This window comes from Paracrocinitomix mangrovi (assembly GCF_019740355.2).
GTDB lineage: Bacteria > Bacteroidota > Bacteroidia > Flavobacteriales_D > Crocinitomicaceae > Paracrocinitomix > Paracrocinitomix mangrovi.
The window spans coordinates 1,448,014-1,463,038 of sequence record NZ_CP091819.1 but is presented as its reverse complement, the minus strand read 5'-3'; the positions used below and the strand labels follow the sequence as shown (position 1 = coordinate 1,463,038).

Here is a 15,025-nt window from a genome sequence, read left to right as displayed (position 1 = left end):
TTAATCATGAATGATAAACAAGTAAGAGCTACGGATATTGAGTTGAAAGACAAATTAGTTGCATTAAATCGTGTAACTAAAGTAACCAAAGGTGGTCGTACTTTCAGCTTTTCAGCAATAGTTGTTGTTGGGGATGAAAACGGTATCGTTGGACACGGATTAGGTAAGGCAAAAGAAGTTGTTGAAGCTATCTCTAAAGGAGTAGATGATGCAAAGAAAAACCTTATTAAAGTTCCAGTAATTAATGGTACAGTGCCTCACCTTCAAAAAGGTAAATATGCAGGAGCAAGCGTTTTATTAAAGCCTGCTGCTCATGGTACAGGAGTTATTGCCGGTGGTGCAATGCGTGCGGTATTAGAAAGTGCTGGTGTAACTGACATTTTAGCAAAATCTCAAGGATCGTCTAACCCACACAACGTGGTTAAAGCAACATTCAATGCTTTAGGACAATTAAGAGATGCTTATACAGTTGCTCAGGACAGAGGAGTATCGTTAGAAAAAGTATTTAACGGATAATTTTGAAAGGTCATGGCAAAAATCAAGATCAAACAAGTAAGAAGCACGATCAATAGACCAAAAGATCAAAAGAGAACTATCGAAGCTTTAGGGTTTAAAAAATTAAACCAGGTTATCGAGAAAGAAAACACTCCGCAGATCCAAGGAATGATCGACAAAGTATCTCATTTAATTGAGATCGTAAAATAAATTAAGTTTAATTAAGCGAAAGCGAGTAATATCATCAATATGAAATTGCAAAACATTAAACCGGCAGCAGGTTCGGTTAAAAACAAAAAGAGAATTGCCAGAGGGCAAGGATCTGGTGCAGCTGGTACAGCTGGTAGAGGTCATAAAGGAGCGAAATCTCGTTCTGGATATTCAAAAAAGCTTGGATTTGAAGGTGGACAAATGCCTCTTCAAAGACGTGTTCCTAAATTCGGATTTAAAAATCCTAATAGAGTTGAATATAAAGGAGTCAATCTTGACACTATCCAAAATTTAGTAGACAACAAAAAAGTTACTGAAATCACTCCAGAAGTTCTTTACAACAATGGATTGGTAGGAAAGAAAGATTTGGTAAAAATCTTAGGAAGAGGAGAGTTGAAAGCTAAGTTGAAATTTACAGTACATGGTTACTCTGCATCTGCAAAGTCTGCTATTGAAGCAGCTGGAGGTTCAGCAGAGATTTTATAACACACAGATTTATCGCCTGAATGAAGAAATTTATTGACACATTAAAAAACATTTGGAAGGTTGAAGAGCTAAGAAACCGTATCCTTTTAACATTGGGATTAATCCTGGTTTATAGGTTAGGTTCTTTTATCGTACTTCCTGGAGTAGACCAAGGACAATTAGCTGCTGGTAGCTCAGGAGGTGGACTAGTAGCACTTCTAGACTTATTTGCTGGAGGAGCTTTCTCTAAAGCTTCTGTTATGGCATTAGGTATCATGCCTTATATTTCTGCATCTATTATTATGCAGTTATTAGGTATGGCGGTTCCTGTGGTTCAAAAATTGCAAAAAGAGGGTGAGAGTGGAAGAAGAAAGATCAATGGTTACACTAGAATTTTAACAATTCTAATTTGTGCTTTCCAAGGTCCATCTTATTTACAGATGTACGTTATTAGCGCAAACGGTGTAGTAGATCCGGATATGATGTGGTGGATCAGTTCAATTATGTTACTAGTCGCTGGAACAATGTTCGCAATGTGGTTGGGTGAACGTATTACTGATAAAGGAGTTGGAAACGGTATCTCATTATTGATCACTGTAGGTATTTTAGCAAGATTCCCACAATCTGTGTTTACTGAGTTCCTAGCTAGAAACTCTGGTTCTGGTGGAATTTTCATGTTCATTGTAGAAATGCTGGTATTCTTTGCCATTATTATTGTTACAGTACTTATTGTGCAAGGTGTTCGTAGAGTACCTATTAATTATGCAAAAAGAGTAGCTGGACAAGGTAACGTAGCAGAGGCTAGCCAAAGATCTTACATTCCTTTAAAAGTGAATGCAGCTGGTGTAATGCCAATTATCTTTGCGCAGGCAATTATGACAGTTCCTACAATGATTCAGTCTGACAGTGTTATACTTCAAGAACTTCAAAATTATAGAGGTTTTTGGTATAACTTTGTGTTTGCTTTGATGATTATAATATTCACGTATTTCTATACGGCGATTACTATTAATCCTAAGCAAATTGCAGATGATTTGAAAAGAAGCGGTGGTTTTGTGCCAGGCATTAAACCCGGAACAGAAACTGCAGATTTCATTGATACCATTTTGTCGAGAATTACATTCCCGGGATCTTTCTTCCTGGCGCTTATTGCGATAATTCCGGCATTTGCAATGTTGTTTGGAATAAACGACGGTTTTGCAATGTTTATGGGAGGTACTTCAATGTTGATTATGGTAGGTGTTGTATTAGACACACTTCAGCAAATTGAAACGTACTTGTTGAATAGACATTATGATGGATTGATGGAAGGTGGAAGAATTAGAGGACGAAGAGGAGCTAACGAATTTTCAGGAATATAATTTATGGCAAAACAAGCATCAATAGAACAAGACGGAACAATTGTAGAAGCGTTAGGTAATGCAATGTTCAGAGTCGAGTTGGAAAATGGACATATTATTACTGCTCATATTTCAGGTAAGATGCGTATGCACTACATAAAAATATTACCTGGTGATAAGGTTAAATTGGAGATGTCTCCATATGATTTAACAAAAGGAAGAATTACGTATAGATACAAATAAGAAATTAAACTAATAGAGATGAAAGTAAGAGCATCAGTGAAGAAGAGATCTGCAGACTGCAAGATCGTGAAGCGTAAAGGAAGGGTTTACGTTATTAATAAGAAGAACCCTAAGTTTAAACAAAGACAAGGATAAATTAGACAACTGACATTAGACAACGGACGTTGGACAGGTTCTGAAGAATCAAAAGATTAAAAAGAAACAGTCTATAGTCTAGCATCTACAGTCTAAAGTCTAAAATTAATAAATGTTATGGCAAGGATTGCTGGAATAGATTTACCTAAAAACAAAAGAGGAGTTATTGGTTTAACTTACATCTACGGTGTTGGAAAAAGTACTGCATCTAAAATTTTAAGTGATGCAGGTGTTAGTGAAGACACTAAAGTTCAGGATTGGACAGATGACGAAATCGCTAAGATTCGTACTGCCATGGGAGAGATGAAAGTTGAAGGTGCTTTGAGATCTGAAGTTCAATTGAACATCAAACGTTTGATGGATATTGGATGTTACAGAGGAATCAGACATAGAGCTGGTTTACCGTTAAGAGGTCAAAGAACTAAAAACAACTCTAGAACAAGAAAAGGTAAGAGAAAAACAGTTGCTAACAAGAAAAAAGCAACTAAATAGTAATTGATCAGGCTGTAAGTCCTATTTAATTGAAAATCCCATTTGCTGCTGAGTCTTACACAGTACATTAGAGGACAACTTCATTATAAATAGAATAGACGACAAAGTCAAAATCTTAGAAAGATGGCAAAAACAGGAAGAGTAAAAAAGAAGAATGTAAAAATTGATGCAGTTGGTGAAGCACATATCCAAGCGTCATTTAACAACATTATCATCTCTTTAACCAACAAATCAGGACAGGTGATCTCATGGTCTTCTGCTGGTAAAATGGGATTTAGAGGATCTAAAAAGAATACTCCTTATGCTGCACAAGTTGCTGCTGAAGAGTGCTCTAAAGAAGCGTATGACTTAGGACTTAGAAAAGTTAAAGTTTACGTAAAAGGACCTGGTTCAGGTAGAGAATCTGCAATCAGATCTATCCACAACACTGGAATTGAAGTAACAGAAATCGTTGATGTTACTCCATTACCACACAATGGATGTAGACCTCCTAAAAGAAGAAGAGTATAATTAAATAAAGACAAAAGACATAAGATTGAAGACAAAAGACTTTTAGTCTATCTTCTTTGTGAAGCAGTCTTTAATCTTTTGTCTAATTAATAAATAAGACCATTGACACCAATCTGCGGATTGAATGTCTGGAATCAAAAAAAAGAGAAATGGCAAGATACAGAGGACCAAAATCGAAAATCGCAAGAAGATTTAGAGATCCAATTTTTGGTGCTGACAAAGCATTAGAAAGAAAAAACTACCCTCCGGGACAACACGGACCTAACAAAAGAAGAGGGAAACAATCAGAGTATGCAATCCAGTTGCAAGAGAAACAAAAAGCTAAATACACTTACGGTATTCTAGAAAGACAATTCTCGAACTTATTTAAAAAAGCTTCGAGAATGAAAGGAATTACTGGTGAAAACTTATTGGCTCTTTGTGAATCAAGATTAGATAACACAGTATTCAGATTAGGTATGTCTAACTCCAGAAGAGGAGCAAGACAGTTGGTTACTCACAGACACATTACAGTTAACGGAAATATCGTTAACATCCCTTCATACACTTTGAAAGTTGGGGATATTATTAGTGTTAGAGAGAAATCAAAATCTTTAGAAGTAATTTCTGAATCATTAGCTGCAAAAGAGAACTCGTTTGATTGGTTAGACTGGAATACTCAAGCTATGGAAGGTAAATTTATGAGCGTTCCTAGCAGAGAGATGATCCCAGAAAATATCAAAGAACAGTTGATCGTCGAGCTATACTCGAAATAATGCATTATCTTTGCGCCGCTTAATAGTCGAAATAGATCGATTAAAGTGGCGCAATTTTTTTATTTATAAACCATTGGTCTTGCGGCCAAAGGATCTTTAAGAATTTCTTCACTCTTTTAGATCGCGCAACCGGAAGCCAATTAAAAAAGAAGAAAACAAAATGGCAATTTTAGATTTTCAAAAACCTGACAAGGTTATTATGATTGAATCGGATGACTTTAGAGGTACATTCGAATTTAGACCACTTGAACCAGGTTATGGTATTACAGTAGGAAACGCTTTGAGAAGAATCTTACTTTCTTCATTAGAAGGTTTCGCTATCGCTTCAGTTAAAATTGAAGGTGTAGACCACGAGTTCTCAACTATTAAAGGAGTTGTTGATGATGTTACAGAAATCATCTTGAACTTGAAACAAGTAAGATTTAAACAACAAATTGACGGTACAGATTCTGAAAAAGTAATCGTTTCTGTTACTGGACAAGATACATTAACAGCTGGTGATATTGGAAAATACACTACTGCTTTCCAAGTGTTGAATCCTGATTTGGAGATTTGTAAAATGGAACCTTCAGTAAAAATCAACATGGAGTTGGAAATCATTAAAGGTAGAGGATATGTACCTGCTGAAGAAAATAAAGGAGCAAATACACCAATTGGTACAATTGCTACGGATTCAATCTTTACACCAATTAAAAACGTAAAATACAACGTTGAAAATTACCGTGTAGAGCAAAAAACTGACTACGAGAAATTAGTTTTTGATATTCAAACTGATGGATCAATTTCTCCTAAAGATGCTTTACAAGAAGCTGCTAAGATTTTGATTCACCACTTTATGTTGTTCTCGGATGAGAGAATTACTTTGGATACTGAAATTAAATCAGAAACTGAAGAGTTTGATGAAACTTCATTACACATGCGTCAGTTGTTAAAATCTAAATTAGTAGATCTTGACTTGTCTGTTAGAGCATTGAACTGTTTAAAAGCTGCTGATGTTGAAACATTAGGAGACTTGGTTTCTTACAACAAAAATGATCTATTGAAATTCAGAAACTTCGGTAAAAAATCATTGACTGAGCTTGAAGATTTAGTTGAATCTAAAGGTTTGGCTTTTGGAATGAATGTTTCTAAATACAAATTAGATAAAGAGTAAAACTTTATAGGAAAGGATACTGAGGTTCTCGAAGTATCCTTTCTTTATTTAATCGAGAACCACTCCTAAATCCTTGTGATGGAGTATAAATATGATTAAGGTAAAGCAAATAGTAAACAGTATTCAAATGCTATAGCAGGTTTGAATACGAAATTTAAAAGAAAATGAGACACGGTAAAAAATTCAACCACTTAGGTAGAAAGTCTGCTCACAGAAAAGCAATGTTAGCTAACATGGCTTGTTCTTTAATCGAGCACAAAAGAATCAACACAACTGTAGCTAAAGCAAAAGCTTTAAGAGGTTTTGTTGAGCCTTTGATCACTAAATCTAAAACTGATTCTACACACTCAAGAAGAGTTGTTTTCAGCAAATTGAGAAACAAATATGCTGTAACTGAACTATTCAGAGAAGTAGCGCCAAAAGTTGCGGAAAGAGAAGGTGGTTATACAAGAATCATTAGAACTGGATCACGTTTAGGTGATAACGCTGAAATGTGTATGATCGAATTAGTTGACTTCAACGAAATCTACGGAAATGATACTGCGAAGAAAACTACTAGAAGATCTAGAAGAGGTGGAAAAGGTAAAGCTGAAGATAACAAAGGAGCAGCAGCTACTGAATCTAAAGCTAAAACTGAAGAAAAAGAAGCTAAAAACGAAGAGGAATAGTCTATTCGTTTACAACTTTAAAAAAAGGGACTTCATTATGAAGTCCCTTTTTTGTTTTTATATTGGTACTTAAATTACCCAAAACAATGAAATTTCTAAAGGTTTTAGATTGGATCTTATTTTTTTCTGTGCTATTATTCTTTGGATTGATTCTGTTGAATGAATTTTACCGAATTAGGCAAGAAGAAATAATTATAATTCCTTTTTGTTTAATGCTATTTGCAGCCGCCTTTAGATTTGGAGTAATGACTTTTAAAAAGTTAAAGAATCCCTGGTTGTCAAATAAGTTGTCAAATTTCTTTTTTTCAATTTTTATAGTTGGTGTAATTCTATTTAGCTATTGGCGTACTTCACAAATGCTGTTTGATTTTTATTTTAATTTTCAATACTTGTTGTACGTTATGCTGATAACTGCTGGTGTATTCGCAATTACAATCTTAATAAGTGTATTGGGTCCAACTGTTCATTATAATCAACCTTTTCTAGTAATTCCTAAAAACAGGAAAAATCTCATTTTTACAACCACATTGCATGGAACCATGTTTTTGGGGCTACTTTACTATTTTATTGAGTTCATAAATAAACCACCTTCCTATTATTATTTCAATTATGGATTGAGTTATAGAGAACAATCTTTTTATCTCAAACACTTTGTGTGGTTTGTACTGATTTGGTTAACGATAAGGTTGATTGCAAGAAAATTTTTTAATACTTATGATTTATTTCAAGCTAATAAAGTATCCAGGTTTCTTTTTGGGTTTACGCTCATTATGATTGGCATAGGTGTGTTTTGGAAAAATTTCACAATGGAGCTTTCTCCTATTGCTTTTGTAGGGGCTATGGTATTTTATATAATCACCACGTTAGGGTATGTCCTTTTCAAAGAAAGAAGTAAAACCAATGATGATATTTTAGATGATGACGAAATGTTGAAGGTTGAAATAGATAACGAGCATTTTGAATAAAAAAAGGGAACCTATTAAAGATTCCCTTTCAATTATTTTAATCAGATAATTAAGTATCAATACTTCCTGTTACCCGCTTCATAAATTCATTTAAAGCTTCTTTTTTAGGAGTACCTTCTTTTATCATATTGTGTACCTCAATTGCTCCATACATATTGGATAGCAATTCTCCTATTACGTCCATCTCCTCATCTTTAATTCCGGGAGCTTCGGTTAAAAACTCCAAGGTTTCAATCGTCTCATTTACGTAATCTTCATCATTCTCCTCAATAAACTCGTTGAGTTTTTTAATTATCGGTAATCTCATGAATAAAAGTATTTAAGTTATCTGCTTTGTTAGTTTGAATCTGATTTACTAATTCTCCATTCTTGAAAGCTGCAAATGTTGGTAGATTAGAAACATTTGCCAGTTTTCTTGATTCAGGAAATTTTTCAGCATCAACAACTACAAAGGTCATGTCTTCGTGCTCCGAAGAATGTTTTTTAAACTTCGGTTTCATGATACGACAGTTGCCGCACCATCCGGCCGAATATTGCACGAAAACAGTCTCATTATTTTGAACAATCTCGGCCAAATTGTCTTCAGTAATTTCTGTAAACATAATTTGTAATTTTTATTAGTGAGAAGCTAAATAAGCTGCAGTACCTTCACGGTTAGCTTTCATAGCGTCTTTTCCTTCTTCCCAGTTTGCAGGACAAACTTCTCCATGAGTTTGAACGTGAGAGTAAGCATCAATTAATCTGATAAACTCATTTACGTTTCTACCTAATGGCATGTGATTTACACCTTCGTGAAATACTGTTCCTTCTTCGTCAATCAAATATGTTGCTCTAAATGTCACGTTATCTCCTTCAATTTGAACTTCGTCATTGTCTTCATCATAAATTTCTGTTCCATCTAAGATGTCAAGAGCATATGATAAATTTCTGTTTGTATCTGCCAACAATGGATAAGTAACACCTTCAATTCCACCTTGATCTTTTGGTGTATTTAACCATGCAAAGTGAACCTCTGCAGAATCAACTGACGCACCAATTACTACAGTGTTTCTTTTTTCAAATTCACCTAAAGCATCTTGAAAAGCGTGTAATTCAGTTGGACAAACAAAAGTGAAATCTTTTGGATACCAAAACAACAATACTTTTTTCTTCTTGTCGATTGCTTCTTTAAATACATTGATTTTAATAGTATCACCCATGCTATCCATGGCGTTTACTTCGATATTTGGGAATTTTCTTCCTACTATTGACATATTATTAGTTTTAATTATTTGTACAAATATACCTTGTATGTCAACCATCAACAAGAATTTCCGATCTTAAAAATTGATAGTGATATAAATTAAATCTATGTGATTTATAAAATGCATATAAAAGTTAATGATTCCCTTTTTATGAATGGATTAGTTGAACATTTCGTAACTTGAATTGTAAACTAAATTGTGAGGTACTTTATTCTATTCATATCGTTTATTAGCCTGTCAGCTTCATTGTTTGGACAGCTACCTATACATCTGCCATTAATAGATGGATCTCCAAAATCTGATACAGCTCCTCCTAATTGGACCAAAATTGGTGATAGCCCGGATTTAATAAAAGGTAATGGAGAATGGCCTGGTGGTTCTTATACCATGGAAAATATTGATGGAGGAACATTAAATGGTGAATCAATGGGACTTTTTTTATGTAATAAAAATGATAAGCCCGAAGGTTGGTCCACAACACTTAAAGGATTGGAGATTGACAAGAAATATGCTTTTTCTCTGAGCTGGCAACAATGCGTTTTAACCAATTTTAGTTCGGTAACTTATTCAGGTGGTGATCTAGCGGTAATTGTGAACGGAAAAGAATTCGTTTATTCAAGTGATAATGGTGTCAAGGATAAATGGCAAAATATCACAGTAGAGTTTACTGCAGCTTCAAAAGAGGTCACAGTTGAATTATTGATAAAACAAAGAAGTGATTTTGATCAAAGTTTGTACGGTAGTGCAATTGTGGTGGATAATGTTGTTGCAATACCACCCGCATCTCCTTACTAGTAAACTAAACTTCCTTCTCTTCTGAATAAATTCTCTTGTAGCAGTTTTATGGAAAGATCATAAAATGCCTTATTCTCCTTAAACCCATGTTTCTCCCAAAACTCTCCTAACTTTTGAAAACGGTAAATCTCGTCAATACTACCGGCCTGACAAACCTTGAGTAGATCTATTGGACAGAGATAAAATGGTTTTGAATCAGATTCCTCTAATGTGTTAGAGCCATTCATAATACATTCATACTGCACACAATGGGTCATTCCAAATATGTGTCCTAATTCATGAGATGCCAATTTTAATGTTCTTTTTAAGCAGATTTTGTACTGGGTAGAATCAAAGTCAGGATACCCCAACCTGGCAAGGGAATAAATACCAACTTTTCCACCAATTCTTCCTTGTCCAAAAACAAAATTATAGTTGTCATTTGGATACAAATCATATGAAGTGAATCCTACATAAGCCCTTGCATCCTTTGGGATATTAGGCTTTAAAACTTCGTCCAATATATAAGTCGTTTTAAATTGATCTCTTTCAAAAAAATCGTCAAATCTTCTTGCACTCTTAGGAACAACATCTGCAGATAAAGAATCTTCAATTTGGACTGTAGCATTATAGAATACTGAAAGATAATCTGCAGTAATTTTTAATATTTCTTCTTGTTTAGGCGACATGGCACCTATCGGTTGTAAATATATTTTATCTCTTTTTTCAGAAATTAAATCAGGAAAATCGTGTAAGAATTCCTGACTACTTTGTTGAACTTCCTTATTGTGATAAAGCCATTCTCCCGGTATTGGATTGGCTTTTATTTTATGAATTGTATCCAGTGAACTTTCTAAAAATCGCAGCTCTCTGCTTATGTGTTCATCATTGGCAATTTCATCTGTTGATTTAACCGTTTTTCTGCTCATTTCTTTATCAGGATGAACTACATATCCTACGGTACAACCTATGCCAAACATTAAAATACTGAGGGTTAAGGGTAAAGTGAATTTCTTTTTCATACAAGTAATGTAAGTAAATATAGTTGATTAGTTACCATATTAAAAGGTTGACTTTCAAGATGAAAATGGAAAGGTAACAGGTTACTTTTTTGTACAAGACACATTATAGAATAGATATCCATTTATGGAAAGTTAAACCCAAATGCATCAAATCAATATGAAAGCAATTTTACTATCTATTTCGACACTGGTGATTAACCAATTTTCTTTTACGCAGGATTTTGTGAATGGTGATTTAGAAAGCGCCTTTCTCAAAATATCAGAACTTCCACAAGGTTGGGAAGCTGTTCATTACACAGAAAAAATCTGTCATGCTGAGCAAAACTTCCAGGCCACGCCTGATTTAACAGATAAATATACTATTGCATCTAAAGGGATAATGGGAACTCCCCAGTCCGGAGAGTCATTCATAAGTGCCCTGGATTTAGGACCTGGAATGCATCATGAAGGAATTCAACAGACACTTACAGGATTAATTCCCGGAATGGTTTATCGAATTCACTTTTATCAAGCTGTTATTAAACAAGAGAATTGTTTGGATACAAGTGGAGCATGGGCAATTTTTCAAGATGATGAAATGGTTCAAATATCTTCAGTTAGTACAAGTTTAATGGCTTATGATAGTTTAGAAACACAATGGGATAAACGATCTGTTGAATTTGAAGCAAAATCAACTTCGCATACTATTAAATTCTTACCCTGGGATGATGATAATGTTTTTAACGGATATGATGAAAATGGATTTTTAAGGATGGGAATAGATAACATTTCATTAGAAGAAGTTATTGATATGGATTTAATAGATAAAATCGAAATGTCAGTTTATCCTAATCCTACATTAGATCAATTTTCTGTTCAAACTGAATTGGAAAAGTATCAGCTAATTATTTCTGATATGGCCGGTAGAATAATTTTGGATAGAATGAACTGTTCCTATATTACTCCGGTTGAATTGGATCAAAGAGGAGTATTTTTAGTAACAGTTAGAACTGAAACACAACAAGCAGTTAAAAAGGTGATTATTCAGTAATTATTCGGATCTAACCTATTCATTTACAGTTGGTCGTTATTCTGTTCTCGATATAATCCATATATTGAGGGTAATTAAAGCTAATCATACCTCAATTTTATATCATTGTTAAAATTGACATTTGTCATAACTTAATAATGAAAGGTTTAGCAATTTTAACCTTGAATAAACAATAATTAAAATGGGACAAACAGAAAACACTCATCTTGTAGATAAAGTTGTAGATGCATTGCGCAAAGCAGCTACTGAAATAGAAGGTCTTCAAGTGCAGGCTCATCTTGGAAAAGCTGAAGCTGCTGATAAATACGAAGAGTTAAAAAAGAAATTTGACAGTTTTGTTTTTGATACAAAAAGCAAATTCAATAACGGAAAAGATAAATTAGAAAAAGTTCAAGAGGATATTCAAAACCTTTTTGAAGAGTTAAGAGTTCAGTTGGCTTTAGGAAAGGCAGATGGAATTGACACTTTCCACGAACAAAAAAAGAAAATCACCAATAAGTTGAGAGACATTGAAAACAAAATCAAAAACAATCCAACTTTAGGTAAAGCATATGCAATTGTTCTAGTAGAGATTGAAAAGTTCAAAGTGCTTTTAGAATGGTTAGAGCAAAAATTTAATGAAGGCAAAGACTTTGCGGTAGAGAATTTTGAAGCAGGTAAAAAAGAATTAAATGCTTTTATTGATAAGGTAAAAGATAAATTCAAAGAAGAACCTGAAACAACTAGATGGGAGAACTTTCAAGATGAAATGACACAGGCATTTTCACATGTAAAGAAAGCTTTCACTAAATAAAAATTCTTGTCCTGAAAATAAAAAAGCACATCTCATTGAGGTGTGCTTTTTTATTTGAGATGTTTCCAGCCTTGCCAATCGTCTCTATCACCTTTGCGGTAGTTTCTCAACATACCAAAAGCAATAATAAATGCAATTCCAAAGCAGATTAAACCTACAGCTGAAGTATTCCACCATCTTACACCAATGTCAGATACAGTAAACATAGCACCTGCAATTACAAGTGAACAAATGATAAATGCTGAAGCCAATTGTTTTGATACTCTGTGAATGGTATGCACCATTGGATCAATTCCTGTATGATTGATGTCTACCTTGATTTCACCTCTGTTAATCTTTCTAATGGCATTTTTTAAGTCTCTAGGAAACTCTTCCATGTAATTGTTGATCTCGTATAAGGAGTTCAATACTTTTTTACCCATTTTGATTGGGCTAAATTTCTTGGCTACCGCTCTCACCAAGTAAGGTCTTACCAACCCAAATTGGCTAAGTTCAGGATCTAACTTATAAATTACACCTTCAACAGTGACTAACGATCTGATGAATAAAAAGAAATGAGAAGGCACAGTTAGGTCATGCTGTACAATTATGTCCTTTAATTCTAACATCAGCTTAGAAAGCTCTGTTTCATTAACGCTTCTAACATAATATCTTTGAACAAATTCGTTCAAATCAAACTCTAAAGCTCGCATATTATTAATTGGCGCATTATCCGATAACTGTTGAAGAACTTTGATGATCTTTTTAACGTCCCTGTTTGTAATTGAAATGAACAATTGTCCAAACAATTCAATATCTCTTGGAAGAATACTTCCCATCATCCCAAAATCCAGATAACAGATTTTACCACTTGGCAGTACTAAAAGATTACCTGGATGAGGATCTGCATGGAAAAATCCATAATCAAAAATCTGTTTGTAATAGCTAATGGCAAGTCTTTTAGCAATCTCTTTTCTGTCCAGCCCTTTTTCTTCGTACTCTGTTATTTTGGAAATTTTGGTTCCATTCATAAATTCCAGGGTAAGTAATTTAGCTGTGGTGTACTTAGGAAATACTTTTGGTGCACGAGCATACTGATCAACACTGCCATCTGTAGTCAGGTTCAAGTTAAATCTTTGAACGTTGATAGATTCATTAATGAAATCAAGTTCCTTTAAAATACTTTCCTCAAAATTCTTCACTAATCCAATAGGATCAAAACTCTTTATTGAGGGAACTCGTTTTAACAAAACAGCCGCAACTTGATACATTACCTTGATATCCTCTACAATTACTTCTTGAATTCCCGGACGTTGCACCTTCAGGGCTACGCGTTCACCAGTATGTAATGTTGCCTTATGAACCTGAGCCATAGAGGCAGAAGCGAATGGAGCCGTTTCAAACCATGCAAACAGGTTTTCTACACTGTCTTTTAATTCATTTTCAACGGCATACTTGGCTTCTTTTTCAGACATGGGAGGAACATTGTCCTGTAATTTTTCAAACTCATCAATTAATTCCAAAGGAATTAGATCGGGTCTGTTACTTAATATTTGACCGAATTTGATAAAAGTTGGTCCCAGTTCTTCGCATACCAATCTAATTTTCTCATACTTGGTATACTGTTGTGCTCTTTTTTTTGCTCTTCTCGGAATTAAAACTCTAATAAAGCCAAATCTTTTTGACTCTTCAAGGTACTGCACAATATCTTTAAAGCCATATTTAACTAAGACTCTAAGTATTTGATTATACCTCCTAAAATTTCGAAGCCTTCTGCTTACTCCAGAAAAGAGACCTGAATTACTCACCTTTTTGCTCTAGCTTATTTAATCTGGCTTCTAATAACGCAATAGTTTTGTCAGCTTCTGCAAGTTTTTCGTTCAATGCTCTAATTTCATCTGTGTGCGCAATGTTGATCTTCTTGTAAAATTGGGCAACAACTTCTTCAATCTTCTCTTCTAATTCTTGCTTTGCCTGACCTGCCTTAATGATTAACTTATCTATAAATTCAACTTCGTTTCCGTCTTCGTCAACTAAAGTCTCCTTCATAGCATTGTTAATCTTGTTTTTCCCCTTCTCGGTCATGTTCTTAAGATGTTGCATTAATTCTTCATCTTTAGACATTACATAAAGGTTAGAAGATAAAGTCAACAATTCTATCAAGGTTTTAGCTTTCATCTGCTTAATTTTTATTTAGATACGAAAATAACAATAGAATGATTCGCAAATAGTGATGTTTATCATTAATAAATAAAACAAATATTATAAAAATCAGTTTGGCTAATCAATGAATATCCTAAATTTGTTTTTCAAAGTAATTAATGATGGACAAAAATCAACCTATCTCAAAAATAATGACAACTGATGTAGAAGTTGTTACTCCTGATCAAAAAATATTGGATGTAAAGCATATCTACGAGAAAAGGAATTTTCATCATCATATTCCTGTGGTTGAAGATAACCAGTTAGTTGGTATGGTGAGTTTGGTTGATTTCATGAGAAAAATTCACAATGCTACATTGGATGATTCTGAAGCAGTATACAATGAAGTAAAAGTTGAAGAAATTATGAGCAGATCTCCGGCATTTGTTACTTCTGACACTCCAATTGAAACTGTTGCTAAAGAATTATCTAAAGGAGAGGTTCATGCTTATGTGGTAGCAGATAATGGAGAGGTAAAGGGAATTATCTCTACAGCGGATATGATCAAGTATTTTCTTGAAGATTAATTCAAATCACCCTTTTTAGTTTT

The 15,025-nt window shown here is 34.1% G+C and carries 22 protein-coding genes; 16 read left to right on the top strand and 6 right to left on the bottom strand.

The annotated features are described in order from the left end of the window. Window positions 1-6: 6 nt before the first annotated feature. From rpsE to K6119_RS06460, 12 genes are all read left to right on the top strand, one after another. Window positions 7-516: a 30S ribosomal protein S5 gene (gene rpsE, locus K6119_RS06515; RefSeq protein ID WP_221837001.1), complete on the top strand. Its 510-nt coding sequence runs from the start codon at window positions 7-9 to the stop codon at window positions 514-516. 12 nt (window positions 517-528) lie between these two features. Continuing rightward, window positions 529-705, top strand: coding sequence for a 50S ribosomal protein L30 (gene rpmD / locus K6119_RS06510; RefSeq protein WP_221836998.1), 177 nt, complete (start codon window positions 529-531; stop codon window positions 703-705). A gap of 39 nt (window positions 706-744) precedes the next feature. Then, a complete protein-coding gene (rplO, locus tag K6119_RS06505; protein WP_221836995.1) occupies window positions 745-1,191 on the top strand; it encodes a 50S ribosomal protein L15 in 447 nt (148 codons plus the stop codon). Window positions 1,192-1,211: 20 nt separating this feature from the next. Next, on the top strand, window positions 1,212-2,531 hold the full coding sequence (gene secY / locus K6119_RS06500) for a preprotein translocase subunit SecY (RefSeq protein WP_221836992.1): 1,320 nt from the start codon (window positions 1,212-1,214) through the stop codon (window positions 2,529-2,531). A 3-nt stretch (window positions 2,532-2,534) separates the two neighbouring features. Further along, window positions 2,535-2,753, top strand: coding sequence for a translation initiation factor IF-1 (infA, locus tag K6119_RS06495; RefSeq protein WP_221836978.1), 219 nt, complete (start codon window positions 2,535-2,537; stop codon window positions 2,751-2,753). An 18-nt stretch (window positions 2,754-2,771) separates the two neighbouring features. Beyond that, the gene (ykgO, locus tag K6119_RS06490) at window positions 2,772-2,888 is read left to right on the top strand and encodes a type B 50S ribosomal protein L36 (protein ID WP_221836976.1); all 117 of its coding nucleotides are present in this window, start codon (window positions 2,772-2,774) and stop codon (window positions 2,886-2,888) included. Window positions 2,889-3,005: 117 nt separating this feature from the next. Then, window positions 3,006-3,380, top strand: coding sequence for a 30S ribosomal protein S13 (gene rpsM / locus K6119_RS06485; RefSeq protein WP_221836968.1), 375 nt, complete (start codon window positions 3,006-3,008; stop codon window positions 3,378-3,380). Window positions 3,381-3,503: 123 nt separating this feature from the next. Further along, complete coding sequence (gene rpsK, locus K6119_RS06480) at window positions 3,504-3,890, top strand: 30S ribosomal protein S11 (protein ID WP_221836965.1); 387 nt, start codon at window positions 3,504-3,506, stop codon at window positions 3,888-3,890. Window positions 3,891-4,039: 149 nt separating this feature from the next. Then, window positions 4,040-4,645 carry a 30S ribosomal protein S4 gene (gene rpsD / locus K6119_RS06475; RefSeq protein ID WP_221836961.1) on the top strand — a complete coding sequence of 202 codons (606 nt, stop codon included), beginning with the start codon at window positions 4,040-4,042 and terminating at the stop codon, window positions 4,643-4,645. Between the two features lie 160 nt (window positions 4,646-4,805). Further along, window positions 4,806-5,798: a DNA-directed RNA polymerase subunit alpha gene (locus tag K6119_RS06470; RefSeq protein WP_221836956.1), complete on the top strand. Its 993-nt coding sequence runs from the start codon at window positions 4,806-4,808 to the stop codon at window positions 5,796-5,798. A 164-nt stretch (window positions 5,799-5,962) separates the two neighbouring features. Continuing rightward, the gene (gene rplQ / locus K6119_RS06465) at window positions 5,963-6,466 is read left to right on the top strand and encodes a 50S ribosomal protein L17 (protein WP_221836953.1); all 504 of its coding nucleotides are present in this window, start codon (window positions 5,963-5,965) and stop codon (window positions 6,464-6,466) included. A gap of 86 nt (window positions 6,467-6,552) precedes the next feature. Then, window positions 6,553-7,431, top strand: coding sequence for a hypothetical protein (locus K6119_RS06460; RefSeq protein ID WP_221836951.1), 879 nt, complete (start codon window positions 6,553-6,555; stop codon window positions 7,429-7,431). A 49-nt stretch (window positions 7,432-7,480) separates the two neighbouring features. Here K6119_RS06460 and K6119_RS06455 read toward each other — a convergent pair whose 3' ends face one another. Genes K6119_RS06455 through K6119_RS06445 form a run of 3 tightly spaced genes read right to left on the bottom strand, consistent with a single transcriptional unit; the run spans window position 7,481 to window position 8,684 of the window. Then, window positions 7,481-7,738: a DUF6952 family protein gene (locus K6119_RS06455; protein WP_221836949.1), complete on the bottom strand. Its 258-nt coding sequence runs from the start codon at window positions 7,736-7,738 to the stop codon at window positions 7,481-7,483. Continuing rightward, window positions 7,719-8,033 (bottom strand): thioredoxin family protein, encoded by a 315-nt coding sequence (locus tag K6119_RS06450; RefSeq protein ID WP_221836946.1) that lies wholly within the window; start codon window positions 8,031-8,033, stop codon window positions 7,719-7,721. Before K6119_RS06450 ends, K6119_RS06455 begins: the two co-directional genes overlap by 20 nt. Before the next feature lie 15 nt (window positions 8,034-8,048). After that, window positions 8,049-8,684: a peroxiredoxin gene (locus K6119_RS06445; protein ID WP_221836944.1), complete on the bottom strand. Its 636-nt coding sequence runs from the start codon at window positions 8,682-8,684 to the stop codon at window positions 8,049-8,051. 189 nt (window positions 8,685-8,873) lie between these two features. On the opposite strand from K6119_RS06445, the gene K6119_RS06440 reads away from it, so the two are divergent. Further along, window positions 8,874-9,470 (top strand): hypothetical protein, encoded by a 597-nt coding sequence (locus K6119_RS06440; RefSeq protein WP_221836942.1) that lies wholly within the window; start codon window positions 8,874-8,876, stop codon window positions 9,468-9,470. Here the strand turns inward: K6119_RS06440 and K6119_RS06435 are convergent. Then, window positions 9,467-10,471 (bottom strand): archaemetzincin, encoded by a 1,005-nt coding sequence (locus K6119_RS06435; RefSeq protein WP_221836940.1) that lies wholly within the window; start codon window positions 10,469-10,471, stop codon window positions 9,467-9,469. The genes K6119_RS06440 and K6119_RS06435 overlap by 4 nt on opposite strands. A 157-nt stretch (window positions 10,472-10,628) precedes the next feature. On the opposite strand from K6119_RS06435, the gene K6119_RS06430 reads away from it, so the two are divergent. Then, the gene (locus tag K6119_RS06430; protein ID WP_221836937.1) at window positions 10,629-11,501 is read left to right on the top strand and encodes a T9SS type A sorting domain-containing protein; all 873 of its coding nucleotides are present in this window, start codon (window positions 10,629-10,631) and stop codon (window positions 11,499-11,501) included. A 181-nt stretch (window positions 11,502-11,682) separates the two neighbouring features. Next, entirely contained in the window at window positions 11,683-12,294 is a 612-nt protein-coding gene (locus K6119_RS06425) for a hypothetical protein (protein ID WP_221836935.1), read from the top strand. Between the two features lie 50 nt (window positions 12,295-12,344). Here the strand turns inward: K6119_RS06425 and K6119_RS06420 are convergent, their stop codons facing one another. Together K6119_RS06420 and K6119_RS06415 are read right to left on the bottom strand one after the other, a co-directional pair. Next, complete coding sequence (locus tag K6119_RS06420) at window positions 12,345-13,976, bottom strand: ABC1 kinase family protein (RefSeq protein WP_237828114.1); 1,632 nt, start codon at window positions 13,974-13,976, stop codon at window positions 12,345-12,347. Window positions 13,977-14,073: 97 nt separating this feature from the next. After that, entirely contained in the window at window positions 14,074-14,451 is a 378-nt protein-coding gene (locus K6119_RS06415; RefSeq protein ID WP_221836930.1) for a hypothetical protein, read from the bottom strand. A 146-nt stretch (window positions 14,452-14,597) separates the two neighbouring features. Here K6119_RS06415 and K6119_RS06410 point away from each other — a divergent pair, with 146 nt between their 5' ends. After that, the gene (locus tag K6119_RS06410; protein WP_221836926.1) at window positions 14,598-15,002 is read left to right on the top strand and encodes a CBS domain-containing protein; all 405 of its coding nucleotides are present in this window, start codon (window positions 14,598-14,600) and stop codon (window positions 15,000-15,002) included. Window positions 15,003-15,025: the final 23 nt, after the last annotated feature.